This is a genomic window from Vreelandella subterranea (genome assembly GCF_900111305.1).
Classification (GTDB): domain Bacteria; phylum Pseudomonadota; class Gammaproteobacteria; order Pseudomonadales; family Halomonadaceae; genus Vreelandella; species Vreelandella subterranea.
The window spans coordinates 109,190-136,167 of sequence record NZ_FOGS01000006.1; the positions used below are offsets into that span (position 1 = coordinate 109,190).

Genomic DNA, 26,978 nt, shown 5'->3' on the forward strand with positions numbered 1-26,978 from the left:
GCATCAACGCGGGGCTTGCCCCAGGGAGACGTCAGTGGATTCAGTTACCCAGGCAGCATTAGGTGCTGCCCTAGGGGGCGCTGTTTTAGGGCAACGCCTTGGACGTAAAGCAGTCCTTATCGGCGCACTGCTGGGCACCTTGCCAGACCTTGATATCGCTATCGACTATGGCGATGCCGTCTCCAATGTGACCGAGCACCGAGGCTTCAGCCATTCACTGTTTGTGCTCACGGGCCTGGCCGGTTTGCTGACGTTTCTCAGTGCTCGGTTTGCACCCGCCAGGGATATACCGCTCGGCCAATGGGCCGCTTTCTTCGGCCTGATCCTGATCACACACCCGCTTCTGGATGCCTTGACCACCTACGGCACCCAGCTTTTCTGGCCGCTTGAGTCCCCGCCGGTGGCCTGGCCGATTATCTTCATCATCGATCCCTTTTACTCGCTGACGCTGCTGGCCTGCCTGGTCATCGCTCTTTTCACCCGTCGCGTCAGGCGCTGGTGTACCTGGGGCCTGGGCGTCTCCTGCGTCTACCTGCTACTGGCCTTCAGCGCAAAGCTGACCGTTGAACACCGGCTGGCACCTATACTCGCCGATCAGGAGCTTGAGGACGCGCCGATTCTGGTCCAGCCGACACCGTTCAATATTCTGCTGTGGCGAGCCACTGTGGTTGACGGTGACCGCTACTATGAAAGCCTGGTGAGTCTTTTCGATCGCGACGCGCCCCCGACACTTGAACCGTTGCGCCGGGGCGCAGCCCTGGAAGACATTGCGCTTGATAGCCGGGCTGGGCAACGCTTGGCATGGTTCGCCGGGCCGTTTTTGCGCTACGAGATGCGCCCCATCGACGGGCAACTCACTTTGCTGGCCACTGATATACGATTGGGGTTTCCTGGGTACCATCCGTTCAACTTCACCCTTGCCACCCACCAGGACAACGCCTGGCGGCCGGTCGCCGCAAGCGTGGAGATTGGCAGCGAGCGGGACGTAGAACTCACCACGCTATCACGCCTGGCGGCACGCGCAGCGGGCGACCGCAATGCGCTCTGTGCCACTGCCTTTGTCATGCCCAAATGGCAGCCCGACTCTCTTGCGCTGCCTTGCGCGTCACCCACCAACCCTTAGGCTGACGGCGCGATGCCCTGACCACACCCACTGTACTGCTCGCCGTCGATGGTGAGCGTGACCCGCGCCGGGAAAGGATGGCCGCTCATGCCGTCGAAGCAGGCCCCGGCTTCGATACGTACCCGGAAAAAGTCGTCGGCATCAGCGTTTTCCAACACCACACGCCCAGCGTCGTTATCCATCACGCTGACCATATAGGGCAGCGTTTCAACGTTTTCGCCGTAGTCGGTCGATAGCGTCAGTTCGGGGGCGTCATGGGCAAGTTCTACCGTCCAGCCCGGCTCGTTGCCCTGGCCACGGAACATGACACCGGGGTGCTCCTCTCGGGTGGAAGCCTCACGCCGGGCGGCCAGCTCACACTTGAGTTGACCGCGGGGTGTTTCGACCAGCGCCTGTTCACCACGGTTCCAGAAGCTGATCTCGCCATCCTGGTAGCGGGCACCACTGGCGACAATCGCTTGCGGCAAGCGCCAGGCCCCGTGCAACGACCAGAGCCGTAGGACGTCACCATCGACCGCCGTGACTAAATGCTGGTTCGCCGGGCGACAATGCCAGGCCTCGAACTGTTCGGCCTGACCGGAAAACAGGGCCGAGGGGAATAAAGGGGCTTTGGCATCCAAACCGGTATCACCTTTGGCCCTCTCGGCACTTGAGGGCGACTCCATCGCAGCGCAACCGCTGATCGCTACAAAAGCACAACCTAATACAAAAAACCGTGACGGTGTCATCATGACGATACGCTCCTGGAGTTAGGGATAGATAAATTAGCCGCGTTTAAAGGCATGTAAATCTTGAGGATCAAACTGCTCGACCTGAAGCGGCAGGGCAAGCGCTTCGCGCCGCTCCTCGACCCGCTGGCGTTCATCGTCATCACTGGGCGTGCGACCATTGAACTCAGCCAGCTGCGCCAACCCTTGATGGTAAAACGCCAGGATGTCCAGCGCCGTGCGGTTATCTTCCTGCATCGCCTGCCGCAGGGCCGGCAGATGGCTGTTGATCCGCGACAGGTGTTGCTTGAGCTGCCATACATAGCCCACTTCCTGCATCCACGGCCGGTCGCGCAGCGCCGCAAACATGGCGCTGGTGGCCAGCAGTCCCAGTATGCCGCCTAACACGTTCAGCCATAGGCTGGGGCCAAAGGTGGTGGTCAGCAGCATGGCAAACAGCAGGCCAAAAATCAGCAGTTGCCCAACCATGATGAAGGTGATCATGCGCGCCTTGCGGCGATAGGTATGGGAATCGTAGGGCTCTAGGGTAAACACCATGGCCAACCTCACAAACGGGAAAAGAGTGACATTCTCCCATGATACGGGGCTGGCCAGGGCAAACAAGTCATAGTGTTAGGTCGCTATGCCAACCGTTCCGCAGCGGTTTTCAGCAGATGCTCGGTGGTTTCCCAGCCCACACAGGCGTCGGTAACCGATACACCATAGCGCATGGCACCGGGCTTTAACGGCTGCTTGCCTTCAAATAGATGGCTTTCCAGCATGAGCGCGACCAGATTGGCCTCACCCGCTTGGCGCTGGGCGAGCACATCAAGCATGACTTCGCTTTGGCGACGGTGGTCCTTACGCGCATTGGCGTGGCTGCAATCGACCATCAACCGTGGGTTCTGCCCCGCTTCACGCAGTGTGTTGACCGCCTTACGCACATGGTTGGCCTGGTAATTGGGTTCGCCATGGCCGCCGCGCAGCACCACATGGGTATACGGGTTGCCTGCCGTTTGCTGCATGACCGGACGGCCCGCGTCGTCCAGGGCAAACCGCTGATGCGAATGGGCTGCCGCCTGCATGGCGTCGATCGCTACCTGGACATCCCCGCTCGTGGCGTTCTTGAAGCCGACTGCCGCCGCCAGATCGCTGGCAAGCTCACGGTGTAACTGCGATTCAGTGGTCCGCGCGCCGATGGCAACCCAACTGAGAAGATCCTGCAGATAAGGCGCCAGCATGGGCTGGAGCAGCTCCGTCGCGACCGGTAAGCCACGCCGTGCCACGCCCTGCATCAGCTCACGGGAAAGCGCTAGGCCGTGCGCCATGTCGCCACGGCCATCCAGATGGGGGTCGTAAGCCAGCCCTTTCCAGCCAACGGTGGTACGCGGTTTTTCGACGTAAACCCGCATCACGGGCAGGAGGTAATCGCTTACCTCGTCACTCAAGGCGGCCAGACGGTCAGCATATTCGAGCGCGGCAGCGGGGTCGTGCACCGAGCAGGGGCCGACCACCACCAGCAGCCGGTTGTCCTGACCGGCGAGGATGCGCTGCACGGCGCGGCGCTGCTCGGCAACTTGTTCGTCAAGGGCGCCATCCAGCGGCAGGTCGCGACGTAATTCGAGAGGTGTCGGCAGTGTCGCGGCCGGTTCGCGTATGGCCGTTGAGGTGGTGGTAGCAGTATTGAGCATCGAGCTTGCAGTGGCATTCATCGGGTTAACTCTCCGTAGGGGTCTGACATCGACCATGACATCGTATATCCAGCGCGCCACCTGCTAAGGCACAGTCGGAGGTGGCAGCTGTCACCGACCGCGCGTCGCTAAATCGCCAGCCATAGCGGTAGCCGGGATAGCGGATAGCCATGGGGTGGAAAAAAGCGCGATAGGTCATGGGTCAGCTCCTTAATGCAATACCTGTGAACAGGGAAGAACGCTCGAAACGCAAGAAGCCCCGGCGGGGTTACCAGCCGGGGCTTCTTTGCATTCGGCAGGCAACCCTTGGGGTGTGCCTGCAGGCGCGACGTTAGGCGTCGGCCATCGGCACACCGTTGCTAAACCAATAGCCATAGCCAAAGACGCTTTGCACGCAGCTTCCACCTGCCATTCCTGGCAGGCGGTCAGCCGTTGAGTTAGTGCGTGATAATGACATAAAGCGTCCCGGTGGAAATATTGGCCTAATACGGGCCGAACGTTGCAATCTCTAAACTTATCTTGCCTGCATGCGCCGCGAATAGCAACGGGTCACCAAGGACTATTGGTTGCGCGGTGCGTAGGAAAACACATCCGAGAAAACGCGATCCTCAGCGAGTCCCTTGCGCTCCAGCACGTCCATGCAGGCGTAAACCATACCGGGTGAGCCGGAAATGTAGACGTCCCATTCGCTGGGCGTCATGGCGGCCTGTTCAAGCGCCAGGTCAATGCGCCCCTGGTGATGGCTGATACGCTCGCCGGCTGCCATTGGTTCCGTCAGCGGAAATTCGGTGACGGCCTGAAAGTCGACATTGGGATAACGCTGCGCCCAGTCGCAGGCCAGCACTTCGGCATAAAGATCGCGATGCTCACGCACCGCCCACCACAGCGAAATCCGCCGTTCAGGCTGATGGGTCAGCGAGGCTTCAATGATTGCCTTCATTTGCGCGAAGCCGGTACCCGCCGCAATCAACCACAGCGGGCGCGTGCTTTGGGTATCCAGAACGCAGTCGCCACCGGGCAGCCGCACGGTGAGCTGATTGGCGACCTGAAGAAGCTCCCGCAGGCGCGCCGAGTTTTCACGCTCAGGCCAGTGCTGAATGTGCAGCTCAAGGATACCGTCGCCGCGCTCGGCACTGGCGATCGAAAAGGGCACCCAGGTCGACTCATCGAGCTTGAGCTCTAAATATTGTCCTGGCGCGTGCTGCATGGCTTCGGCGCGCCCTTCGAGGGTGACACCGAATACGTCGGGATTGAGGTCCTCGACGGCTGTGACCTGGCAAGTCAACATCCTTGCACTCATGAAAGCCTCTTTGGTTAAAAATCAGTCGGGATACTGGCTTAAGCACCGCTGCCTTTGCGTGGGGACGGCAAGGGAATATCGATACCCAGGCTTTCCCAGCGCGCATCGACCCGGGCCTTGATATCTTCGTCCATCACAATCGGTGTGCCCCACTCGCGATCGGTTTCACCCGGCCATTTGTTGGTGGCATCCAGGCCCATTTTCGACCCGAGCCCCGACACGGGCGACGCAAAATCGAGATAATCGATCGGGGTGTTTTCCACCATGACGGTATCACGGGCCGGGTCCATACGCGTGGTGATGGCCCACATGACATCTTCCCAATTGCGGGCGTCCACATCGTCATCCAGGACGATGACGAACTTGGTGTACATGAACTGGCGCAAAAAGCTCCATACCCCCATCATCACGCGCTTGGCGTGGCCGGGGTACTGCTTCTTCATGGTCACGACGGCCATGCGATAGGAGCAGCCTTCCGGCGGCAGGTAGAAGTCGATAATTTCAGGGAACTGCTTGTGCAGAATGGGCACGAACACTTCGTTGAGCGCCACGCCCAGAATGGCGGGCTCGTCCGGTGGCCGACCGGTGTAGGTCGAATGATAGATCGCGTCGCGACGCATGGTCATGCGCGTCACGGTAAACACCGGGAAGTGATCAACCTCGTTGTAATACCCGGTGTGGTCGCCGTAGGGACCTTCGGGCGCCATATCGTCGGGGTAGATAAAGCCTTCGAGGATAATTTCCGCCGAGGCGGGCACGTCCAGTTCGGCGTGTCCACACTTCACCAGTTCGGTACGCGAACCGCGCAGCAACCCGGCAAAGGCATACTCGGACAGGGTATCGGGCACCGGGGTCACCGCGCCCAGGATGGTCGCCGGGTCGGCCCCGAGGGCGACCGCTACAGGGAAGGGCTCGCCGGGATGCGCCTTTTGGAATTCCTGGAAATCCAGCGCCCCGCCGCGATGGGATAGCCAGCGCATGATCAGGCGATTTCTGGCAATTTTCTGCTGGCGGTAGATCCCCAGGTTCTGGCGCTTTTTGTGCGGCCCCTGGGTGATCACCAGCGGCCAGGTGACCAGCGGCGCTGCGTCGCCAGGCCAGCAATGCTGAATGGGCAGACGCCCAAGATCGACCTCATCCCCTTCGAACACGATCTCCTGCACCGGCGCACGCTTGACCTGCTTGGGCCCCATGCTGAGCACTTGCTTGAAGATGGGCAGCTTGCTCCAGGCATCCTTGAGGCCCTTGGGTGGGTCGGGCTCTTTCAAGAAGGCCAGCAGCTTGCCGACTTCGCGCAGTGCCTCGACCGACTCCTGCCCCATGCCCAGCGCTACCCGCTTGGGCGTGCCGAACAGATTGCCCAGCAGCGGCATGTCGTGTCCCTTGACGTTTTCGAACAGCAACGCCGGGCCACCGGCACGCAGCGTGCGGTCGCAGATTTCGGTAATTTCCAGATAGGGATCGACTTCAGCGGTAATTCGCTTCAGCTCGCCTTGGGCCTCAAGGGCCGTGATGAACTCGCGCAAATCATGGTACTTCAATGCACACTCCCTGGCTGGCCATCTGGCCGCTGGGTCTGTTTGAGGAAACCCTAGCGGCGCTTCATCGCGTCAAAAAACTCCAGATTGGTCTTGGTATCTTTCAAGCGGTCAATCAGGAATTCGGTGGCGGCGGTGTCCTCCATGGGATTCAACAGCTTGCGTAATATCCACATGCGCTGCATCTCTTCTTCGGAGGCCAGCAGGTCTTCACGTCGCGTGCCGCTGCGACGAATATTGATCGCCGGGAAGACGCGTTTTTCCGCCAGCTTACGGTCCAGGTGCGCTTCCATGTTACCGGTACCCTTGAACTCCTCGAAAATGACTTCGTCCATTTTCGAACCGGTGTCCACCAGCGCAGTGGCAATAATCGTCAGGCTACCGCCCTCTTCGATATTACGCGCCGCACCGAAGAAGCGTTTGGGCTTCTCGAGCGCGTGGGCATCCACGCCGCCGGTCAGCACTTTACCCGAGCTTGGCACCACGGTGTTGTAAGCACGCGCCAGGCGGGTGATGGAGTCGAGCAGAATCACCACGTCCTTCTTGTGCTCGACCAGCCGCTTGGCTTTCTCGATGACCATTTCGGCCACCTGGACGTGGCGGGCGGGCGGCTCATCGAAGGTCGACGCCACCACTTCGCCACGCACGGTGCGCGACATCTCGGTCACTTCCTCGGGGCGCTCATCGATCAGCAGCACGATCAGATGGCACTCGGGGTTGTTGCGCGTGATCGAGGTGGCGATGTTCTGCAACATCAGCGTCTTGCCCGCTTTGGGCGGTGACACCAGCAGGCCCCGCTGACCTTTGCCGATCGGCGCGGTCAGATCGATGATCCGCGAGGTCAGATCCTCGGTGGAACCGTTACCGATTTCCATGCGCAGGCGGTCATCCGGAAACAGCGGCGTCAGGTTCTCGAAGAGAATCTTGTGCTTGGCGTTTTCCGGGCGGTCAAAGTTGATCTGGCTGACCTTGAGCAGCGCAAAGTAACGCTCGCCCTCTTTGGGCGGCCGGATCTTGCCCGAGATGGAGTCGCCCTTGCGCAGGTTAAAGCGACGGATTTGTGAGGGCGAAACATAGATATCGTCCGGCCCGGCGAGATAAGAGCTGTCAGCGCTGCGCAAAAAGCCAAAGCCATCCTGAAGAATTTCCAGCACCCCATCGCCGTAAATATCCTCACCGCTTTTGGCATGCTTCTTGAGGATGGCGAAGATGATGTCCTGCTTGCGCGAACGGGCCAAGTTATCGATACCCATTTCACGGGCGATATCGAGCAGCTCGGGAACGGTTTTTTGCTTGAGTTCAGTGAGATTCATCGGTGTGATTAGAAAGTTGCTCATGAAAGCTGGGCGCTAAGCGCCGAAATAGGACAGGAGGCGTAGCGCTTGGTTATATGGCTAGGCGCCGTGTGATGCGTTCAGACCCCGGGAAGGCACTCACTCGAATAAAGGGGCTAGGCTGAGACTTATTAACCACATGATTAATGGTGACTCAGTTCGAGGGTGCTAGTGCTGATAAGTCTGGTCAGCACAGGAACGGCTGGACCAGCGGGCTATCTGACGACTTGGACATCTGGCCGACATCATCGGGCGCGATAGTCAAAAACTTCACCGCCCAGTCGCGCCAATTACAGCGCTGAATAATGCCTGGGGCGACCTGGGTTATATATGGGTAAATCCGGTCGTATCAAGCCAGTAGCTCGATGTTAGTCAACCCCCGCGTCAAACGCAAGCTTTTGGCAATTGACAATAAATAAAGCCCCCCGCAACCTTGGGTCAGTCAACACGAAGGATAGCTCATGCCCAAGGACATTTCGCTCCCCACTGACGCCGCTGACACAGCGGCCGAAAACGGGGCACCCCAACGTTTAGCGGCCATCGACATGGGGTCGAACAGCTTTCATTTGCTGGTGGCCAACTACCAGAATGAGCGCCTTCAAGTCGTGGCACGCCTCGGCGAAAAGGTCCAGCTTGCCGCCGGTTTGGATGAGGAAGGCCAGCTCAGCGAGGCCGCCATTCAACGGGCGCTGGATTGTTTGGGACGCTTTGCGCCGTTCCTTACCGGTATCACTCAACAAAATCTGCGTATCGTGGGCACCAACGCGCTGCGCGATGCGCATAACAGCCAGGCCTTCATCGAACGCGCCGAGGCCCAGCTTGGCCACCCCATCGAGATTATTGCCGGTCGCGAAGAGGCTCGCCTGATCTACCTGGGCGCCGCCCATGCCCTGGCGGAAAACGGTCGCCGCTTGATTGTCGATATCGGCGGCGGGTCCACCGAGTTCATCATTGGCGAGGCCTTCGAGCCCAGAGCGCTGGAAAGTCTGCGCATGGGCTGCGTGACCTTTTCGCGGCGCTTTTTCCCCGAAGGCGAGCTCAGCGAAAAGCGCATGCGCCGTGCGGAGCTGGCCGCGCTCTCGGAGCTGGCCAATATTCAGCGCCCCTACCAGCGCCTGGGCTGGGACGACCCAGTGGGCTCCAGCGGTACCATCAAGGCGGCGGCCAGCGTGCTCTTCGCCTACGGCGACACGACCCAGGAGGGTGTGATTACCCGCGGCGGCTTAAAAAAGCTGCGCGAACGGCTCATCAAGTGCAAACGCCTCGACAAGGTCGAGCTCGACGGCTTGAAATCCGACCGCGCCAAGGTGTTTCCTGCCGGGACAGCCATTCTGAGCGCTGTTTTCGAAGCCTTTGACCTTGAACAGATGCGCTTTGCCGATGGGGCCCTCCGGGAAGGAGTGCTGTACGACATGGCGGGGCGCAATAGTGCCGAAGACACCCGCTCGAAAAGCCTCGACGTGCTCAAGCGCACCTATGACGTGGACAGTCGACAGGCGGACAACGTCGCGGATACCGCCAGCCGACTATTTGATGCCCTGCACCATGACTGGTCGCTGAGCGACTCGCTCAGGCGTTACCTGCGCTGGGCGAGTCACGTGCATGAAATTGGCCTGGCGATTTCCCACAGCCAATTTCACCGCCATGGCGCCTACCTGCTCGAACATTCGGACCTGGCCGGCTTTTCACGCCCCGAGCAGCAGTTGCTGGCGTTTCTGGTCCGCGCCCACCGGCGTAAATTTCCGCTCAAGGAGTGGCAGGCACTGCCTAACAACCAGCAGGCACAAAGCGCCAAACTGGCACGCCTACTGCGGCTGGCGGTGTTGTTCAACCATTCACGGCCTGAACAGGCCCCGCCGCTCCCCGAGGTAAGCGCCGACGCGGATCAACTGACGATCAAACTACCCGAGAGCGACGAACCAACGCTGCTGAGCACTGACCTGGAACAGGAACAAGGTTACATGGAAACGGCGGGGTTCAAGCTAAACCTCGTGGAGTGATCGATTAGCCAAACGTCACGCCTTCCGCCCGCCACAGTAATGTGGCGGGCAGTTGAACCACCCCCAGACACTCGTCTCCTCGCATGACCAAGACGACCCACTCGCGCTGCCAGGGAGGTAACCGGGCTTCTTGCAAAAGCCGCTTGACCGTCCGGTGCCCCCGCCCAGGCAGACGCATCACCTCGCCCCCCTGGCGCCAGCGCAGCGTTACCGGCTGGTCGGTCTCGAGCGCCAGCCCAAGCGGCCCCAGCGGCGTCTCGATGCCCGGTTGGCCGTTCCAGGTGGTTTGCCAGGGTGGCGGGCGCTCGAAAGGCAGCATGATAAATAACCGCTCACGCCACACCCGGGCGTCGGCCCCCGGCCAAGTGACGCGCACCTGGGCGTCACGCCCGGCCATCAGTTGGTCAAGCAGGGTTTTCAGACGCTCACGCGGGGGCGTGGGCAAGCCCGCCTGCTGGCACCATGTGCGCACCAGCAGGCGCTGGCGGGGGCGGTCCCGCGAGCGCAACGCCGCCACGTTCAGTCCCCCGTCCTCCTCTTGCAGGGTCTGCAGCTCCTCGGCCGCGTAGGCAGCCAACAGATCGTCGGCTTCCCCCGCTTGCCGGGCGCTTTGCGAAAGCGCCCGGCAAGCGCCCGGCCAGCGCGCTTCAAGTCGCGGCACTACCTGGTGGCGCAGCAGGTTGCGGTCCAGGGCAACGTCATCATTGGTCGGGTCGGCGCACCAGGCCAGTTGCATGACCCTGGCCGTTTCGGCGAGCTGATCACGACCGATATCAAGCCAGGGGCGCAACAGGGTGATGCCCTGCCAGTCACGGCGATAGGGCATGGCAGCCAGTCCGCGAATCCCGCTACCGCGCATCATGGCCAGCAGCAGCGTTTCAGCCTGATCGTTCTGATGCTGGGCCAGCCACAGCGTATCGCCCGGCGGAACATGCTGCTGGAAGGCGGACAGGCGCGCCCGCCGAGCAGCGCCTTCGATCCCCTCTCCTTGACGTTCCACCGTCACCCTGGCCACCGTGAGGGGCACGTCGAGCCTGGCACACAACGTCTGGCAGTGCGCTTCAAACGCTTCGGCGGCGGGTTGCAGGGCATGGTTGACGTGCAGCGCCCGCAGCGAACGCTGGGCCTTTTGGCAGACGTCCGCAGCCAGTGTCAGAAGCAGCGACGAATCCAGCCCGCCGGAAACGGCCACCCAAATAGAGCGCCCCGGTGGGGTTTCCACCAGGGCGTCATTGAGCGGGCCAACCAGCGATTCAGGCGGCTGGGGCGCCATAGCTCATCAGGCGGTCATAGCGGCGCGCCAGGAGCGCCTCAGTATCCATCTGTTGCAGCCGATCAATGCTCGCCACCAGCGCTTCCTTGACGCGCTCTGACGTTGTCACCGGATGCCGGTGCGCGCCACCCAGCGGCTCCTTGATCAGGGAGTCAACGAAACCCAGCTCCTTGAGTCGCTCAGCGGTGATGCCCATGGCCTGGGCCGCCTCGGAGGCTTTTTCGGCACTCTTCCACAGAATCGACGCGCAACCTTCCGGGGAAATCACCGAATAGGTCGAGTACTGCAGCATCTGCAGCTCATCGCAAACGCCTATCGCCAGCGCGCCGCCGGAGCCGCCCTCACCGACCACCGTGGAGATAATCGGCGTTTTCAGGCGCGACATCACCGCCAGGTTATAGGCAATGGCTTCCGACTGACCACGCTCCTCGGCGTCGATCCCCGGGTAGGCCCCCGGCGTGTCGATAAAGGTCAGCACCGGCATCTTGAAGCGCTCGGCCATTTCCATCAGTCGACAGGCCTTGCGATAGCCTTCCGGGCGCGGCATGCCAAAATTACGGCGGACCTTTTCTTTGACGTCACGGCCCTTTTGATGGCCAATCACCATGACCGGCTTGTCATTCAGGCGCGCCACCCCACCGACGAGCGCCGCATCATCGCCGAAGTTGCGATCACCATGCAGCTCGTCAAAGTCGCTGAAGATATGTTCAAGGTAATCCAGCGTATAGGGGCGCTGGGGATGGCGCGACAGCTGGGACACCTGCCAGGGGGTCAAATCCTTGAAAATCGACTCCGTCAGCTTGCGGCTTTTCTCTTCCAGCCGGGCGATTTCATCGGAAAGGTTGACCTGGCTATCGGAGCTGACCAAACGCAGCTCTTCAATTTTTGCCTGAAGTTCGGCAATGGGCTGTTCAAAATCGAGATAATTAGGATTCATCGGCTCTGCCTGTTAAAAATAAGCCTTGTCGAAACGCGCATGGATAACACCATTATCGCACCCTGACCCTACCACGCAAGGCGCCACGCGGAACGCGTCTACTTGTAGCGTAGCTGAACCCCCACCTGACCCTGCACATCGCGCAGGGTCAGCAGCAAATCATCGCTGGGGGCAACTTTCCATTCATCCGCCAGTTCCAGCCAGCCCACGGCATCGGGGTGGCGATACTGCAGGCGAACGGGTAACCCGGCCTCGTCGCGAAATGGCGACAGGCTGGCGCGCAGGCTCTCCACCAGACGGCCGTTGAGCTGCTGGGCATCCAGCGCCAACTCCACTGCCTGGCCAAAGCGGGTGCGCGCCGCCACCATGGGGGTAACCTCCTTGCCGCGCAGCTTGAGCCCGCCGGAGAAGTCATCGTTGGACACCTCGCCTTCGACAATCACCACTTCGTCGGCGGCGATTTGCCCACGCACTTGTTCGAACAGCTCGCCAAACAGCGAGGCCTCGATGCGTCCGGTACGGTCATCCAGGGTAATGAACGCCATGGTATCACCGCGCTTTGATTTCATGGTGCGCATGGCCACTACCAGACCGGCGATCCGCTGGGGCTCCCATGACGCTTTTAAATCGCTGATCCGCGTCGATACAAAGCGTTTTAGTTCACCCTCGTACTCGTCAATCGGGTGGCCGGTCAGGTAGAGGCCGAGCGTCTCTTTCTCGCCGGACAACCGCTCGCGGTCGGTCCATTCGCGGACGTGGCGGTATTCAGCGTAAACATCGACCGCCTCTTCTTCGGCGGTAAATGCCTCGCCGAACATATCCAGCATGCCCAGGTTCTGGTTGGCGTGATTTTGCGCGGCGGCCTTGAGGGCATCTTCCATGGCCGCGGCGAGCACGGCGCGATTGGGCCCCAGGTTATCCAGCGCGCCGGAGCGGATCAGCGCTTCCAGCGTGCGTTTGTTCATGCGCTTGGGGTCGATACGCTTGCAGAAATCAAAGAGATCGGTGAACGCGCCGCCCGCTTCCCGGGCATCGACAATCGCGCCAATGGGGCCTTCGCCCACGCCGCGAATCGCCCCCAGCCCATACACCACGCGACCTTCGATATCGACGGTGAACTTGTAGCCGCCCACATTGACATCCGGCGGGGTCACCGTCAGCTTGAGGTTGCGACACTCTTCAATCAGCGGTACGACCTTATCCAGATTGTCCATTTCCGTGGACATCACCGCCGCCATGAAAGGCCCGGGGTAGTGCGCCTTGAGCCAGGCGGTCTGGTACGAGACCAGCGCGTAGGCCGCCGAGTGCGACTTGTTGAAGCCGTAACCGGCGAATTTCTCCACCAGATCGAAGATATTGCCCGCCAGGTCTTTATCGATACCGTTGGCCGCGCAGCCTTCCATGAAGCCAGCGCGCTGCTTGGCCATTTCCTCAGGCTTTTTCTTGCCCATCGCCCGGCGCAGCATGTCGGCCTGGCCGAGCGTATAGCCCGCCATCACCTGGGCGATCTGCATGACCTGTTCCTGGTACAGGATGATGCCGTAGGTGGGCGCCAGCACCGGTTTCAACAGCTCGTGCTGGTAATCCGGGTGTGGATAAGATACTTCCGCACGGCCGTGCTTGCGGTTGATGAAGTCGTCCACCATGCCCGACTGCAGCGGGCCGGGGCGGAACAGCGCCACCAGGGCGATCATGTCGTCGAGGGAATCGGGCAGCAGGCGCTTGATCAGTTCCTTCATGCCGCGGGATTCCAACTGGAACACCGCCGTGGTCTCGGCACGCTTGAGCATCTCGAAGGTTTTGCCATCATCCAGGGGAATGGCGTCGATATTGAGGGGTTCCTGGTTATTGGCGTCACGCACCTTGTCGACCATTTCCAGCGCCCAGTCGATGATGGTCAGCGTGCGCAGCCCCAGAAAGTCGAACTTCACCAGCCCGGCTTCTTCGATGTCGTTTTTATCGAACTGCACCATCAGGCCGGAACCGTCCTCGTCGCAGAGCAGCGGCGAGAAATCGGTGAGCTTGGTGGGTGCGATCACCACGCCACCGGCGTGCTTGCCGGTGCCCCGGGTGGTGCCCTCCAGCTTGAGGGCCATTTCCCAGATTTCCTCGGCTTCATCATCGCTGTCGATAAATTCTTTCAGCGCCGCTTCCTGCTCGATCGCCTTGTCCAGCGTCATGCCCACTTCGAAGGGGATCAGCTTGGAGAGCTTGTCACCCAGCGAATAGGGCTTGCCCTGGGCGCGAGCGACGTCACGCACCACCGCCTTGGCGGCCATGGTGCCAAAGGTGACAATCTGCGATACCGCATCACGCCCATAGCGCTCGGCCACGTACTCGATGACCTTGTCACGCTTCTCCATGCAGAAGTCGACGTCAAAGTCAGGCATGGAAACCCGCTCGGGGTTCAGGAACCGCTCGAAAAGCAGGTCGTAGCCGATGGGATCCAGGTCGGTGATCTTCTGCGCGTAGGCCACCAGCGACCCCGCGCCGGAACCGCGCCCTGGCCCCACCGGCACGTTGTTGTCCTTGGCCCACTGGATAAAGTCCATCACGATCAGGAAGTAGCCGGGAAAGCCCATCTGGATGATGATGTTCAGTTCGAAATCGAGCCGCTCCCGGTAGCGCTGGTCGATCGCCTGGTACTCCTCCCCGTCCCGCGGGTAACGCTCGGCGGGGTACAGAAAATCCAGCCGGTTCGTCAGGCCATCGTGGGACACCTTGCGGAAAAATTCGTCCTGGGTCATCCCCTCCGGAATGCCGAACTCGGGCAGGAATATCTCGCCCAGGCGCACGTCGACGCTGCAGCGCTCGGCGATCATCACGCTGTTTTCAAGGGCCTCGGGAATGTCGGCAAACAGCTCGGCCATCTCCTCGGGGCTTTTCAGGTATTGCTCTTCGGTATAACGCCGCTCGCGACGCGGGTCATCAAGCGCCTTGCCTTCGCCGATCGCCACGCGGGTTTCATGGGCCCAATAGTCGTCACGCTCAAGGAAGCGTACATCGTTGGTGGCCACCACCGGTGTCTGGGTGTCAATCGCCAGTTTCACGCTGGCATGCACACAGTCCTCTTCCAGGGGCCGCCCGGTGCGGATGAGTTCAAGGTAGAAGCGGTCGGGGAAGGCCTGCTGCCACTCCGCCAGCAGCCCACGTGCTTCGCGCTCGTGGTCGGAAAGCAGGTGGCGGCCTATTTCTCCCTCTCGCGCCCCAGACAGCGCAATCAGCCCTTCACTTTGCGACAGTACCCACTGCTTATCCAGAATGGCGCGGCCCTGCCGCTGGCCGTCGGTCCAGCCTCTGGAAATCAGTTCGGTCAAATTGCGGTAACCGACATCGTTCATCGCCAGCAGCGTCAGTCGGTAGGGGTGCGCCTCGTCGTGGGGATTATGCAGCCACAAGTCGCTGCCGATAATGGGCTTTAAGCCCGCGCCCTGGGCGGATTTGTAAAACTTTACCAGACCAAACAGGTTGGCTTCGTCGGTCAGCGCCAGCGCTGGCATCCCGCGCTCAGCGGTCGTACTGACCAGCGACTTGAGCTTGACCAAGCCATCGACCAGGGAATATTCACTGTGCAAACGTAGATGAACGAACGGAACCGTCATGAGACTCTCGGTAAAAACGCTAAATAATAGAAAGGCTACAGCAGGGCTAACTGGCGCTGCACTGGTGCAAAGCTTCGGCGATGGTCGGCCAATGGTCCATGAACCGCAAGCGCCGAAAGGTGCTCTTTGGTCGGATAGCCCTTGTGGCGCGCAAACCCATACTCAGGGTAGCGCATATCCAGGGCAACCATTTGGGCATCCCGGGCGACCTTGGCCAGAATAGACGCCGCCGCTATTGCCGGATGCCGGGCATCGCCTTTGACGACCGCCTGACCGGGCAGCGCATGCCCGGGTAGCCGGTTGCCGTCCACCAGCAGGTATTCCGCCGCCGGCACCAGGCCATCGATAGCCCGGCGCATGGCCAGGTGCGTGGCGTGGTAGATATTGAGCTGATCCACTTCCGCGGCACTGGCCTCGGCCACCGTGAATGCCAGTGCGCGCTCGCGAATCAGACTGTCCAGCGCTTCGCGTTTGCGCGCCGTCAGCTTTTTGGAGTCGGTCAGCCCGTCGATGGGCCTGGCAGGATCCAGGATTACGGCGGCGGCCACCACACTGCCCACCAAGGGCCCCCTGCCCACTTCATCCACTCCCGCCAGGCGCTGACCGGTATAGTCAATCTGCAACGGTGGAAGGTCGGTCACTTTAACACCCATCAATGCTGTCATCCTGTGCGGCTAGTGGCTGACCGGCGACCAGCGCGTCGATGGCATCTGCCGCCCGGCGACTGGCATTGCGCTGAAGCGCCTGGTGCATTGAAGCAAAGCGGGCTTCCAGTGCGTGCCGCCCTGGGTCGTCGCTCAATAGCGCGCTGAGCTGCTCGGCAATGGCCTCGGGTGAGGCATCGTCCTGGATCAGTTCAGGCACTATCGACTGCTGGGCAATCAGGTTGGGTAATGACACCCAGGATGTCTTGACCAACCGCTTGGCCAGCCAGTGTGTCACCGGGGCCATTTTGTAGGCCACCACCATGGCGCGGTGGCAAAGCATGGCTTCCAGTGCGGCGGTGCCTGACGCCAGGAGCACGGCGTCGCTTGCCACCATTGCCTCGCGGGCCTGGCCGTCGAGTAACACCGCGCGCTCGCCAAGCACCGGGAAGGTTTCCAAGAGCTGAGCTATTTCGTCACGCCGCTGTGCGCTGGCCGCCGGAATCACCACCTGGAGCGCGCCATGCTGCTGGCAAAGCTGCTCGGCGGCTTGCATGAAGGTCGCGCCCAAAAAGCGTATTTCGTTGCTGCGTGAACCAGGCAGCAGCGCCAGCACCGGCGCCTGCTCGTCCAGACCGAGCGACTGACGGGTGCTGGAACGGTCATTCTCGAGGGGCAGCTCGTCGGCCAACGGGTGGCCAACAAAGGCAACCGGCACTTGGTGACGGAGATAGAAGGCCGCTTCAAAGGGCAACAGTGTCAGCATGCCATCCACGGCTTTGGCAATCTTCTTTACCCGCCCTTGCCGCCATGCCCACACCGACGGGCTGACATAATGTGCCGTCGTTATGCCCGTCTCGCGAAGCTGTTTCTCAAGGCCAATATTGAAGTCGGGGGCATCAATGCCGATCATGATGTCCGGCTGCCAGGCGATGGCTTCTTCGCGTAGCGTCCGGCGCACACGAATCAGCTCAGGCAGGTGCTTGATGACTTCCACCAGGCCCATGACTGATAGGGTTTCGAGGGGAAATCGACTATTGAGGCCCTGGGCTTGCATGCGTGGGCCGCCGATACCACGAAATTCAACGTCCGGGTGGCGCGCATTGAGTTCGCGCATCAGCCCCGCGCCGAGGATATCGCCGGAAAGCTCGCCTGCCACCAGGTAAATGCGCCGTGGTTCCATGAAAAACCGCCGGTTAGCGGGTAATGCCGCGCGTTGAACGCTCGATGGAATCAGCGAAGTGGGACACTTCAGGAATTGAGAACTGGCGGCGCATTTCGGCAAGCGCCTGCTCCACCGTCAAGCCCTGCCGGTACACCAATTTGTAGGAAGTGCTCAAGGCGTTGATGGCTTCACTACTGAAACCACGGCGCTTGAGCCCCACCAGATTGAGTCCGCGAGCTTCAGCAGGGTTGCCATTGATCATCACGTAAGCGGGCGTATCCTTGGTGATGATCGAACCACCGCCTGCCATGGCATGGTCACCGAAATAACAAAACTGATGAACCGCTGCCAAACCACCCAGAATGGCAAAATTGCCGACCGTCACGTGACCGGCCAAGGTGACCTGATTGGCCAGAATACAGTCATCGCCAATCACGCAATCGTGGCCCACATGCACATACGCCATGATCAGGTTGCGCGACCCGATGGTGGTTTCGCCGCGGTCCTGAATCGTGCCGCGGTGCAAGGTGGCCCCTTCGCGAATGACGTTGTCATCGCCCATTACCAAACGCGTCGGCTCGCCCGCGTACTTTTTATCCTGACAATCCTCACCCACGGAGGCAAACTGGAAAATACGCGTGCGCTCACCCAGGGTTGTCGGCCCCTTGACCACCACATGGGGACCGACCACCGACCCCGCACCAATGGTGACATCCGGGCCAATCACACTAAAAGGGCCGACCTCAACGTCGTCGGCAAGCCGCGCGGCGGGATCAACAAGGGCAGTAGGGTGTATCAAGCTACTTTCCTCTCGGCACAAATAATCTCTGCTTCGCAGGCCAGTTCACCATCCACCGTCGCCCGGCAGGCGAATTTCCAGATGCCCCGTTTGCCACGAATAACATCGGCTTCAAGTATCATCTGATCGCCAGGCATCACCGGACGCTTGAAGCGTACCTTATCACTCCCCACCAAATAATACACATAGCCATCGGCGGGGAGCTTGTTAACCGTTTTAAACCCCAGGATACCGCAGGCCTGGGCCAGCGCTTCGATCACCAGAACGCCCGGCATGATGGGATGGTGGGGGAAATGGCCGTTAAAAAACGGCTCGTTGATGCTGACGTTTTTGTACGCAACGATGGATTCGCCCTTGGTTAGCTGCGTTACCCGATCGACCAGCAAAAACGGGTAGCGGTGCGGCAAGTACTCGCGAATTTCGTTAATATCCATAACCATCGTAGCGACCTCTAAAAAGACAAAACACCTGTTACATCAGGCAAACATCGGCACGCAGGCCGATCAAAAAGCAGTGGATTATAACGTGCTGGGGATGAGCCTCAACCGGCCCACTGCCATATTCACACAGTCACGACTGGCCGCGGTGATTTTTTTCCAAGCGGGACAACCGCTTGGCAATCTCATCAAGCTGTTTAAAACGAACGGCATTTTTTCGCCATTGAGCATTGTTCATGGCACCTGTGCCAGAAGAATAAACGCCGGGTTCGTGAATGGAGTTGGTCACCAGGCTCATACCGGTCACCTGGACACCATCGCAGATCGTCAGGTGGCCTGAAAGGCCAACGCCGCCCCCCAGCATGCAGTGACGCCCCACATGGGTAGAGCCAGCAATACCCACGCAGCCGGCTAGCGCACTGTGGTCGCCGACCGTGACGTTATGGGCAATCTGCACCTGGCTGTCGATCTTTACATCATTACCGATCACGGTATTGCCAAGCGCCCCTCGGTCGATACTTGAGCAACTGCCAACCTCGACGTCGTCGCCCAGCACCACGCCGCCCAATTGAGCAATCTTGTGCCATTGGCCGCCATCGTGGGCAAAGCCAAACCCGTCCCCGCCGATCACACAGCCGCTCTGCAGGATGGCCCGCTTGCCTATCACCACGCCATGGCAAACGGTGACGTTGGCGTGTAAACGCGTTCCTTCACCGATAATACTGTCGGCGCCCACCATGCTGCCCGCGCCAATGATCACGTCGTCACCCAGCACAACCCCTTCTTCAATGACCGCATTGGCCTGCACACTGACGCCCTCCCCAAGCGTAGCGCTTTCCGCGACAACCGCACTTGGGTGAATTCCCGGTATATCGCGGGCAGGCAAGGGATCGAAAAGCTGGGAGAGTGTGGCATAACCCAAATAAGGGTTATCGATTTCCAGGCGTGGGACGGGGCAGCTTTTGCCATGCTCTGGGTGGAGCAGAACCGCCGCTGCCTGCGTCACGGCCAGATCTTTCAGGTAGGCACGATTCGCCAAAAAAGCCACCTGATCGGCCTGGGCGTCTTTCAAGGTCGCCAAGCCTCTGATGGGCTGGCTCCCGTCACCCTCAAAGGCAACGTTCAAGTGGCGGGCAATATCCGCAAGCGTTAGGTCGTGAGAAGCGTGGGTCATGGGCGGCCAAGGAACCTTTGGTGCGGCTGAGCCGCACCGAGCATTATGGGTATTTTAGTTGAGCGAGTTAAAAATCTGCGTGACCTCATCCGTCACGTTGGGCAAGTCCCTGGATGAATGCAGCACGCCTTGGGGCTCAACCAAGACTTCAATACCGTGTCGATCAATCACTTGTTCAACTGCCTGTTCCAGCTTGGGTTCGGCGCCTTCAAGGAACTGTTGCTCTGAGCGTTGCTGCGCCTGACCAATTTGCTGGCGCAGCTGCTCAAAACGGCGCCCTTTTTCCTGCAGTTCAGCAATCAGCGATTCACGCTGAGCCTCGGACATCGTCTCGCCTTCACTCTGCAAGCGTTCCTGCAAGCCCTGCAATTCGCTGCCCAGGCTTTCAGCTTCGCGCTGCTGGTTACCAATCTCGCTTTCCAGCCGACTGATCGAGGATTGAGCGGAATCGGTGTTCATCAATGCTGCACGCCAGTCAAGAACAGCCACCTCGTCCGCCTGAGCCTGCGCGGATAACACCATGGCACCCAACAGACAAACGACCCCAGTGAGCTTAAGCATGGTCATAACTCCTTTTTGTAAAAGGGATGCGCCTTGCAGCGCATCTCAACTCGTTAGAATGACTGGCCTAACGAGAACTGGAAGAACTGGGTGTCATCCCCACTCTCTTCGTTCAGAGGCTCAGCCACCGCAAAGGTCAACGGACCCACCGGCGTCAGCCAGGATAATCCTACCCCGGCGCTGTAGCGTAGATCGCCAAGATCAACGCCCGAATTACATCGTTGGCGACTGGCATCTTCATCGAGCACGTCATAGCAGGATGACAGGAACGTATTACCCGCATCTATGAACAGCGATGCCTGTAAAGAGTTCTGATTTTCCACAAACGGAATCGGGAAAATGACTTCGGCGCTACCTTCGACAAGCACGTTCCCGCCAAGGGTACGATCTCGTCCTCCTTCTCGCGCCGGCGTCGTCCGCTGCCCAAGGGTATTGGAGGTAAACCCGCGCACGGACCCCAGGCCACCGGCGTAGAAGTTCTCGTAGAACGGATAAGGGTCATCTCCAAACGCATCGGCATAGCCGAGATCACCGGTAAACTTGAGTGACCATGCATCGCTGAGCGCAAACAGCTGCTGTGCTCGGGCGCTGGCTTTGTAGTATTGGGTGTCGCTGCCAGGTGCCGCGGTTTCAATGGCGACACGCTGGTAGTTGCCCGCCGTGGGCATGATGCCGCGATTGAGATTATTGCGCGTCCAGTTGGCGTTAAGCTTCAGGGTTTGCGCATCTTCTCCCTCGTCCTGCACATATCGACGAATTTCAGAGGCGGTATCAAAGTAGGTTTTTACCGTCAGGTCTTCGGCGCTGGCGCCAAAGTTAAGCCGCGACAGTTCACTAACCGGGTAGCCGAAGTTAATGCCGGCACCATACGCATCCGTGGAGTAGGTCGAAATATCGGAGTCTTCGTAGTCGGTTTCACGATAGAAGACGTTATAGCCCCTCGAAATGCCGTCAAGTGTCCAGTAGGGGTCGGTAAAACCGAAGTTCACGCTGGTAAAGGTGTCACTACGCTGAGCCCCGATGTTGACGCGATTACCGGTGCCCAGAAAGTTATTCTGCGACAGCGCCGCCCCGTATATAACCCCCGCGCTTTGCGAGAAGCCGACGCTGGCTGAAACAGAGCCCGATGGCTGCTCTTCAACGTTATAGGTAACGTCCAGCTTGTCGGGCTCGCCGGGGACCCGCTCGGTATCGACTTCAACCTGACTGAAGAAGCCGAGCCGCTGAAGGCGTTGACGAGACTGGGTAATCGAATCTGTGGAAGCGGGGGCACCTTCCATCTGGATCATTTCGCGGCGCAACACCTCGTCATCAGTGGTCGTATTGCCGATAAACTCGATACGCCGCACGTAAGCACGCTGCCCCGGGTCGACATTGATCACCAGATCGACCGTCTCACCGTCGCCGGCCACTTCAGGTACGCCCTGAACATCAGCAAAGGCAAAACCTTCTGCCCCGAGGCGTTGGCGTAACGCCTCGGTGGAGGCGTTCAGGTCCTGACGCGAAAAGACCTCGCCGCGCTCGATGGTGAGCAGATCCCGGGCTTCCCGCTCGCTGATTTCCAGGTCCCCCCTGAAACGCACATCGCCGACGCGATACTGCTGGCCTTCGTCGACGTTGAGCGTAATGAATATCTCTGACTTATCGGCACCGATCGATACTTGTGTGGAGGTCACGTTAAAATTGACGTAGCCGCGATCCAGATAGTATGACCGCAAGCGCTCGATATCACCTGACAACGCTTCACGGGAATACTCATCCTTGGAGAACCAGCCAAACCAAAAGCCCGGACGGTCTTCTAGCTCGAAAATACCCAGCAGGGTTTCATCGTCGAACGCCTCGTTGCCGACGATGTTTATCTGGCGGATCTTGGCGACCTCGCCTTCGTTGATATCGATATTGACGCGCACGCGCCCTTCATCGATTTCCTCGACGTCAGTTCTGATGCCTGCACTATAGCGGCCCTGGGACTGGTAAACGCCTTCCAGCTCACGCTCCATTTCCTCGAGCGTCGAGAGTTGAAGCACCTCGCCTTCCGCCAGCCCGGCTTCGGTCAGCCCGCGCCGCAGGTCATCTTCCGAGATTTGCTGGTTGCCGCTGATGTTCAACTGGGTAATGGTGGGGCGTTCGACGACCTGTATCACGAGCACGTCGCCTTCCCGGGCGAGCGATACGTCTTCAAACAATCCGGTTTCGAAAAGTTGCCGCGCCGCCGCTGCCAGTTCGCTTTCGCTCACCTGGTCATTGGCACTGACAGGAAACGCATTAAAGACCGAGGCGGCGGAAACCCGCTGCAGTCCTTCCACACGAATGTCCGAAACATCAAAGGATTGTGCCTGGGCACCGCTAGCAGCTGCCAGCAAGAGTACCGCCATTCCAAAGGTCTTGATTTTCATGCAATCATTTCGCTCGCGTTGGTCTGCCTATGCATTCAAACAGGCACCATATACATTTGTGCAGGCAGATGACAAGGCATCCTAGGCACTACACGCGTCGTTACCAGAGGCGCATCAGATCAAAATACAGGGCCATCAGCATCAGGGTGCCCACCATGGCAAGCCCGATACGCAAGCCGATGGCTTGGGTTTGCTCGGAGACCGGCCGCCCGCGCACGATCTCCAGGAAATAATAAAGCAGATGCCCCCCGTCCAGCACCGGGATCGGCAGCAGGTTCAACACCCCGAGGCTGATGGAAAGATACGCCAGAAAGCTGACAAATGCTTCCAGCCCCGCCCGTGCCGAATCCCCTGAAATCTGGGCAATCGTCACAGGACCAGACAGATTGGACGGCGATATCAGCCCCACCAGCATCTTGCGAATGGCGTCAACGGTCAACAAAGTCATGTCCGCGGTACGCGACAGTGACTGCCCTACAGCCTCCACTGGGCCATAGCGGATTTCGCGCTGATATTCTTCAGGCCATTCGACAGGCTCGGCACCCGCACCAATGTACCCAATTTCAACGCCTGTCTCCAGACTGTTACGACCGGGGGTCAGTGTCGTGCGTTGTCGTTCGCCGTCTCGTTCGAATTCAACCGTCAACGCCTCATGGGGGCTGCCACGGATTACGTTGACGAAAGCCATCCAGTCCGCAATGGGCTCTTCATCCACCGCGATAATGCGGTCACCCACCTGCAAGCCCGCCTCGGCGGCCGCTTCACCTTCAATCACCTGACCAAGCGTGGCCGGCACATCGGGCTGCCAGGGGGTCAACCCCAGTGTTTCCAGCGGCTGCGGCGGATCCTGGCGGGTCATGTAATCGCGTAACGGAAGTTGGTAAACCGCTATGTTGCTCTCACCCTGAGGGCGAGCTTCAATGGTGAGCTCTCCACTGAAACCGATCATCGATACCAGCTTCAGGTTGATCGCCTCCCAGCTGCTGACGGCTTCACCCTGAATCGCGGTGATCTCGTCCCCGTGGGCAAGCCCCGCTTCAGCGGCAGGGGAGTCCGGCAATGTTTCGCCGACCATCGGCGCAACGGCGGTTGTGCCCGCCACAAACAACGCCCAGTAGGCGACGATTGCCAGCAGGAAGTTGGCAATCGGCCCTGCTGCCACAACGGCAATACGCTGCCAGACACTTTTACGGTTAAATGCCTGATCGAGCTGATCGTCAGGTACCGGCGCCTCGCGCTCGTCGAGCATCTTGACGTACCCACCAAGCGGAATGGCGGCAATCGCAAATTCGGTGCCATGGCGGTCGACCCGCGACCACAAGGGTTTGCCGAACCCGACTGAAAAGCGCAGTACTTTAACCCCGCAGCGACGCGCCACCCAAAAGTGACCAAATTCATGGAAGGTAACCAGCAGCCCCAAGACCACGATTACGGCTAAAATGTTCTGTATCAGGCCCACAGGGAAACTCCTCGATATGCGCCTCAGTCGACTAAGGCTAAGCGGACCAACGTTCCAGCCATCCAGCGGCACGCTGGCGTGCGCGCTGGTCGGTCCATAAAATACTTTCAAGGCAATCGGCGGACCCGTCGACAGACGAGGACAGCGCCTCTTCGACCAGCTGAGCGATGCCCAAAAAACCCAACCGGTGATTCAGGAAAGCCTCGACGGCCACCTCATTGGCGGCGTTAAGCACGACAGGCGCCAAACCGCCGCTGCGCATCGCCTCGCGAGCCAGCGGCAGGCACGGGAAGCGCGCTTCATCCGCGGTTTCAAACTCGAGCCGTGCCACCTGAAAAAGGTCCAGCGCTTCGACGCCCGCATCAATCCTTTCCGGCCACGCCAGCCCATATGCGATGGGCGTTCGCATATCGGGGTTGCCCAGTTGCGCAAGCACGGAGCCGTCATGATAAGCCGCCATCGAGTGAATGACGCTTTGTGGGTGCACGACCACCTGAATTTGGTCGGGGCGGGCATCAAACAGCCAGCAGGCCTCGATCAGCTCTAGCCCCTTATTCATCAAGGTGGCGCTGTCCACCGATATTTTACGCCCCATCGACCAGTTGGGGTGCGCGCAGGCCTGCTCAGGCGTGACCCGGGCAATGGCCGCCTCGCTCCAGGTCCGAAAAGGCCCGCCAGAGGCCGTCAGCAGCAATTGCGAGACGCCATGGCGTGACAGCCCGCCCCGATGCTCTGGGGGTAGACACTGGTAGATGGCATTATGTTCGGAATCAATGGGTAATAGCGTGGCCCCGGAGCGGGCCACCGCCTGCATGAAGAGGGCACCGCTCATCACCAGCGCCTCTTTATTGGCCAGCAGCACACGCTTGCCCGCTTCTGCAGCGGCAAGCGAGGGCAACAATCCCGCCGCGCCGACTATCGCTGCCATGACAATATCGACACTGGCATCGCGGGCCACATCGCACAGCGGTTCCGGCCCCACCAGGACCTCGGTGGGTTGGTTTGCCCGTTGCAGCTCAGCGCGCAGCCAGCGCGCATCCGTCTCGTTGGCGAGAACCGCGACGGCAGGGCGAAAGCGCAGGCACTGACCGAGTAGCGTCTCTTTTGAGGTGTGCGCGGTCAACGCATGCACCTGGTAGCGATCAGGGTGACGGGCGATGACATCAAGCGTACTGGCACCGACGGAGCCAGTGGCGCCCAGCACCGTTACACGCTGTCGGGTTATCGAGGTCATACCAACACCTGTAGGTAGAGCAGCGCAAACAGCGGAATCGCTGCGGTCAAGCTGTCAATGCGGTCCAGCACGCCGCCATGCCCAGGCAGCAGCTGGCTTGAATCCTTCACGTCCCGGTAGCGCTTGAGCATGCTCTCCAGTAAATCGCCCAACACAGAAATCAACGTGACCAGCAGCGTAATCACCACCAGGGCCGCCCCTTCAGCCACTCCCAGCGACAGTGCGAACGCGAACCCAATCGCCAAAAGCGCCGTGGCCGCCATACCACCCAGCACGCCTTCCCAGGATTTGCCGGGACTGACCCGGGGTGCCAGTTTGCGCCTTCCCCAGCGGCGCCCGGCGAAGTAGGCGCCAATATCCGCCGACCAGACGAGCAGGAGGACGAACAACAGCCACACGGCTCCGGTCTCGCGCAGAATGTTGAACCCCACCCAGCACGGCAACAGCACCCAAAGCCCCATCAATAGGCGACCTGGCGTGGAATGCCATTGGGAAGCCAGGGTCGGGTAGCGGGTAACCCACACCAGGTTGAACAGCCAGCCCACCGCAGCAACCCACAGTGGCCATTCGGCCTGGGCAATACCGCTGGTCCACATCACCAGCATCAAGGCGGCACAACCCACGACCAGCGCGGCACGCTTCAGCGTCTGAGTCACGCCTGCCAGATTGGTCCACTCCCAAGCACCCAGCAGCATGACGAAAGCCGTGAACAGGGCATAGCCTTCACCTTGCAGGCCAAACAGGCCGACCAGCACCACAGGCGCTAGCCAGACCGCGGTTATCACTCGTTGCTTAAGCACCCTGGGCCTCTAACTGTTCGTCTGTCATACCGAAGCGACGTTGCCGGCAACAGAAGTCTGCCAGGGCATCATCGAACGCCTGGGCATGGAAATCGGGCCAGAGTAACGGCGAAAAGTGCAGCTCGGCATAAGCCAGTTGCCAGAGCATGAAATTCGACAACCGCTGTTCGCCGCTGGTCCGAATGCACAAATCGATGGGAGGAATATAAGCCCCCTCACCCATTGCCTGGTCCATCTTGACTTCGTCGATAGCGGATGGCGAGATCTCTCCCGCGACCGCCTGTTCGGCCAGTCGGCGGGCCGTCTGCGCAATATCCCATTGGCCGCCGTAATTAGCGGCAATCACCAGGTGCATACCGGTATTGTTGGCGGTCAGCGATTCGGCACGCTGAATATGTTTCTGGATCGCATGGGAAAAACCACGCTGCTCGCCGATAATCGACAGGCGGATATTACGCTCATGCAGCTTCTTGACCTCTCGTTTGAGGGCCATCAGAAAAAGCTCCATCAGCGCATTGACTTCCGTTGCCGGCCGCTTCCAGTTCTCGCTCGAGAAGGCAAACAGGCTAAGCGTTTCCACCCCTCGCTCGGCCGCACGCTGAATGACCGCCCTGACGGCCTCTACGCCTGCGCGATGCCCGCGCGCGCCCGAAAGTCCCCGCGCACGTGCCCAGCGATTGTTGCCGTCCATGATAATGGCCACATGGGACGGCAACGAATCCTGCTCCATCTCCATCGCGTTGGCATCGTCCGGTCGTTGTCCGGGGAGCTGCGGTGACGTCATGAATGCTTGCACCAAAGATC

23 protein-coding genes are annotated in these 26,978 nt (G+C 60.0%); 2 read left to right on the plus strand and 21 right to left on the minus strand.

All coding sequences use genetic code 11. From position 1 onward, the window contains the following. Positions 1–34 precede the first annotated feature (34 nt). On the plus strand, positions 35–1,123 hold the full coding sequence (locus BMX75_RS10150) for a metal-dependent hydrolase (protein ID WP_092827612.1): 1,089 nt from the start codon (positions 35–37) through the stop codon (positions 1,121–1,123). Here BMX75_RS10150 and BMX75_RS10155 read toward each other — a convergent pair. From BMX75_RS10155 to rho, 7 genes are all read right to left on the minus strand, one after another. After that, the gene (locus tag BMX75_RS10155) at positions 1,120–1,854 is read right to left on the minus strand and encodes an MliC family protein (RefSeq protein WP_066322012.1); all 735 of its coding nucleotides are present in this window, start codon (positions 1,852–1,854) and stop codon (positions 1,120–1,122) included. The genes BMX75_RS10150 and BMX75_RS10155 overlap by 4 nt on opposite strands. A gap of 33 nt (positions 1,855–1,887) precedes the next feature. Next, positions 1,888–2,388 carry a DUF3087 family protein gene (locus tag BMX75_RS10160; RefSeq protein WP_092827614.1) on the minus strand — a complete coding sequence of 167 codons (501 nt, stop codon included), beginning with the start codon at positions 2,386–2,388 and terminating at the stop codon, positions 1,888–1,890. 83 nt (positions 2,389–2,471) lie between these two features. Continuing rightward, complete coding sequence (locus tag BMX75_RS10165; protein WP_092827616.1) at positions 2,472–3,542, minus strand: 3-deoxy-7-phosphoheptulonate synthase; 1,071 nt, start codon at positions 3,540–3,542, stop codon at positions 2,472–2,474. 310 nt (positions 3,543–3,852) lie between these two features. Further along, positions 3,853–3,978, minus strand: a complete 126-nt coding sequence (locus BMX75_RS18325; protein WP_267886964.1) for a hypothetical protein — start codon at positions 3,976–3,978, stop codon at positions 3,853–3,855. 102 nt (positions 3,979–4,080) lie between these two features. Next, positions 4,081–4,821 carry an FAD-binding oxidoreductase gene (locus BMX75_RS10170; protein WP_066322018.1) on the minus strand — a complete coding sequence of 247 codons (741 nt, stop codon included), beginning with the start codon at positions 4,819–4,821 and terminating at the stop codon, positions 4,081–4,083. Positions 4,822–4,859: 38 nt separating this feature from the next. Then, the gene (gene ubiD / locus BMX75_RS10175) at positions 4,860–6,362 is read right to left on the minus strand and encodes a 4-hydroxy-3-polyprenylbenzoate decarboxylase (protein WP_066322020.1); all 1,503 of its coding nucleotides are present in this window, start codon (positions 6,360–6,362) and stop codon (positions 4,860–4,862) included. Positions 6,363–6,412: 50 nt separating this feature from the next. Further along, complete coding sequence (gene rho / locus BMX75_RS10180; protein ID WP_066322024.1) at positions 6,413–7,672, minus strand: transcription termination factor Rho; 1,260 nt, start codon at positions 7,670–7,672, stop codon at positions 6,413–6,415. Between the two features lie 482 nt (positions 7,673–8,154). Between rho and ppx the strand changes: the two genes are divergently transcribed. Further along, positions 8,155–9,693, plus strand: coding sequence for an exopolyphosphatase (ppx, locus tag BMX75_RS10185; RefSeq protein ID WP_092827618.1), 1,539 nt, complete (start codon positions 8,155–8,157; stop codon positions 9,691–9,693). Between the two features lie 4 nt (positions 9,694–9,697). Here the strand turns inward: ppx and tilS are convergent, their stop codons facing one another. From tilS to uppS, 14 genes are all read right to left on the minus strand, one after another. Further along, complete coding sequence (gene tilS / locus BMX75_RS10190) at positions 9,698–10,966, minus strand: tRNA lysidine(34) synthetase TilS (RefSeq protein WP_092827620.1); 1,269 nt, start codon at positions 10,964–10,966, stop codon at positions 9,698–9,700. Then, positions 10,947–11,903, minus strand: a complete 957-nt coding sequence (gene accA, locus BMX75_RS10195; RefSeq protein WP_092827622.1) for an acetyl-CoA carboxylase carboxyl transferase subunit alpha — start codon at positions 11,901–11,903, stop codon at positions 10,947–10,949. The genes tilS and accA overlap by 20 nt, the downstream gene beginning before the upstream one ends. Before the next feature lie 98 nt (positions 11,904–12,001). After that, positions 12,002–15,505, minus strand: coding sequence for a DNA polymerase III subunit alpha (gene dnaE / locus BMX75_RS10200; protein ID WP_092827624.1), 3,504 nt, complete (start codon positions 15,503–15,505; stop codon positions 12,002–12,004). Positions 15,506–15,540: 35 nt separating this feature from the next. After that, positions 15,541–16,158: a ribonuclease HII gene (rnhB, locus tag BMX75_RS10205; protein WP_092827626.1), complete on the minus strand. Its 618-nt coding sequence runs from the start codon at positions 16,156–16,158 to the stop codon at positions 15,541–15,543. Continuing rightward, positions 16,148–17,332, minus strand: a complete 1,185-nt coding sequence (gene lpxB / locus BMX75_RS10210) for a lipid-A-disaccharide synthase (RefSeq protein ID WP_092827628.1) — start codon at positions 17,330–17,332, stop codon at positions 16,148–16,150. Before lpxB ends, rnhB begins: the two co-directional genes overlap by 11 nt. A 13-nt stretch (positions 17,333–17,345) precedes the next feature. Further along, on the minus strand, positions 17,346–18,113 hold the full coding sequence (gene lpxA, locus BMX75_RS10215) for an acyl-ACP--UDP-N-acetylglucosamine O-acyltransferase (RefSeq protein ID WP_092827630.1): 768 nt from the start codon (positions 18,111–18,113) through the stop codon (positions 17,346–17,348). After that, positions 18,110–18,553, minus strand: a complete 444-nt coding sequence (gene fabZ, locus BMX75_RS10220; RefSeq protein ID WP_066319472.1) for a 3-hydroxyacyl-ACP dehydratase FabZ — start codon at positions 18,551–18,553, stop codon at positions 18,110–18,112. Before fabZ ends, lpxA begins: the two co-directional genes overlap by 4 nt. A gap of 130 nt (positions 18,554–18,683) precedes the next feature. Further along, positions 18,684–19,724 carry a UDP-3-O-(3-hydroxymyristoyl)glucosamine N-acyltransferase gene (gene lpxD / locus BMX75_RS10225; RefSeq protein WP_092827632.1) on the minus strand — a complete coding sequence of 347 codons (1,041 nt, stop codon included), beginning with the start codon at positions 19,722–19,724 and terminating at the stop codon, positions 18,684–18,686. A gap of 54 nt (positions 19,725–19,778) precedes the next feature. After that, the gene (locus tag BMX75_RS10230) at positions 19,779–20,285 is read right to left on the minus strand and encodes an OmpH/Skp family outer membrane protein (RefSeq protein WP_092827634.1); all 507 of its coding nucleotides are present in this window, start codon (positions 20,283–20,285) and stop codon (positions 19,779–19,781) included. 53 nt (positions 20,286–20,338) lie between these two features. Next, on the minus strand, positions 20,339–22,681 hold the full coding sequence (bamA, locus tag BMX75_RS10235; protein ID WP_422822070.1) for an outer membrane protein assembly factor BamA: 2,343 nt from the start codon (positions 22,679–22,681) through the stop codon (positions 20,339–20,341). A gap of 100 nt (positions 22,682–22,781) precedes the next feature. Continuing rightward, positions 22,782–24,140 (minus strand): RIP metalloprotease RseP, encoded by a 1,359-nt coding sequence (gene rseP, locus BMX75_RS10240; RefSeq protein ID WP_092827636.1) that lies wholly within the window; start codon positions 24,138–24,140, stop codon positions 22,782–22,784. A gap of 37 nt (positions 24,141–24,177) precedes the next feature. Then, the gene (ispC, locus tag BMX75_RS10245; protein ID WP_092827638.1) at positions 24,178–25,374 is read right to left on the minus strand and encodes a 1-deoxy-D-xylulose-5-phosphate reductoisomerase; all 1,197 of its coding nucleotides are present in this window, start codon (positions 25,372–25,374) and stop codon (positions 24,178–24,180) included. Next, positions 25,371–26,174: a phosphatidate cytidylyltransferase gene (locus BMX75_RS10250; protein ID WP_092827640.1), complete on the minus strand. Its 804-nt coding sequence runs from the start codon at positions 26,172–26,174 to the stop codon at positions 25,371–25,373. The genes ispC and BMX75_RS10250 overlap by 4 nt, the downstream gene beginning before the upstream one ends. Further along, positions 26,167–26,958 carry a polyprenyl diphosphate synthase gene (gene uppS / locus BMX75_RS10255; RefSeq protein ID WP_092827642.1) on the minus strand — a complete coding sequence of 264 codons (792 nt, stop codon included), beginning with the start codon at positions 26,956–26,958 and terminating at the stop codon, positions 26,167–26,169. The genes BMX75_RS10250 and uppS overlap by 8 nt, the downstream gene beginning before the upstream one ends. Between the last annotated feature and the right edge of the window lie 20 nt (positions 26,959–26,978).

Coding starts and splice junctions, on each gene's coding strand:
- BMX75_RS18325 (WP_267886964.1), bottom strand. CDS start 3,978: ATGTCATTATCACGCACTAACTCAACGGCTGACCGCCTGCCAGGAATG.
- BMX75_RS10165 (WP_092827616.1), bottom strand. CDS start 3,542: ATGAATGCCACTGCAAGCTCGATGCTCAATACTGCTACCACCACCTCA.
- BMX75_RS10170 (WP_066322018.1), bottom strand. CDS start 4,821: ATGAGTGCAAGGATGTTGACTTGCCAGGTCACAGCCGTCGAGGACCTC.
- BMX75_RS10230 (WP_092827634.1), bottom strand. CDS start 20,285: ATGCTTAAGCTCACTGGGGTCGTTTGTCTGTTGGGTGCCATGGTGTTA.
- uppS (WP_092827642.1), bottom strand. CDS start 26,958: ATGACGTCACCGCAGCTCCCCGGACAACGACCGGACGATGCCAACGCG.
- lpxD (WP_092827632.1), bottom strand. CDS start 19,724: ATGACCCACGCTTCTCACGACCTAACGCTTGCGGATATTGCCCGCCAC.
- ppx (WP_092827618.1), top strand. CDS start 8,155: ATGCCCAAGGACATTTCGCTCCCCACTGACGCCGCTGACACAGCGGCC.
- dnaE (WP_092827624.1), bottom strand. CDS start 15,505: ATGACGGTTCCGTTCGTTCATCTACGTTTGCACAGTGAATATTCCCTG.
- fabZ (WP_066319472.1), bottom strand. CDS start 18,553: ATGGTTATGGATATTAACGAAATTCGCGAGTACTTGCCGCACCGCTAC.
- BMX75_RS10155 (WP_066322012.1), bottom strand. CDS start 1,854: ATGATGACACCGTCACGGTTTTTTGTATTAGGTTGTGCTTTTGTAGCG.
- BMX75_RS10160 (WP_092827614.1), bottom strand. CDS start 2,388: ATGGTGTTTACCCTAGAGCCCTACGATTCCCATACCTATCGCCGCAAG.
- ispC (WP_092827638.1), bottom strand. CDS start 25,374: ATGACCTCGATAACCCGACAGCGTGTAACGGTGCTGGGCGCCACTGGC.
- bamA (WP_422822070.1), bottom strand. CDS start 22,681: ATGAAAATCAAGACCTTTGGAATGGCGGTACTCTTGCTGGCAGCTGCT.
- accA (WP_092827622.1), bottom strand. CDS start 11,903: ATGAATCCTAATTATCTCGATTTTGAACAGCCCATTGCCGAACTTCAG.
- rnhB (WP_092827626.1), bottom strand. CDS start 16,158: ATGGGTGTTAAAGTGACCGACCTTCCACCGTTGCAGATTGACTATACC.
- rho (WP_066322024.1), bottom strand. CDS start 7,672: ATGAATCTCACTGAACTCAAGCAAAAAACCGTTCCCGAGCTGCTCGAT.
- lpxB (WP_092827628.1), bottom strand. CDS start 17,332: ATGGAACCACGGCGCATTTACCTGGTGGCAGGCGAGCTTTCCGGCGAT.
- tilS (WP_092827620.1), bottom strand. CDS start 10,966: ATGGCGCCCCAGCCGCCTGAATCGCTGGTTGGCCCGCTCAATGACGCC.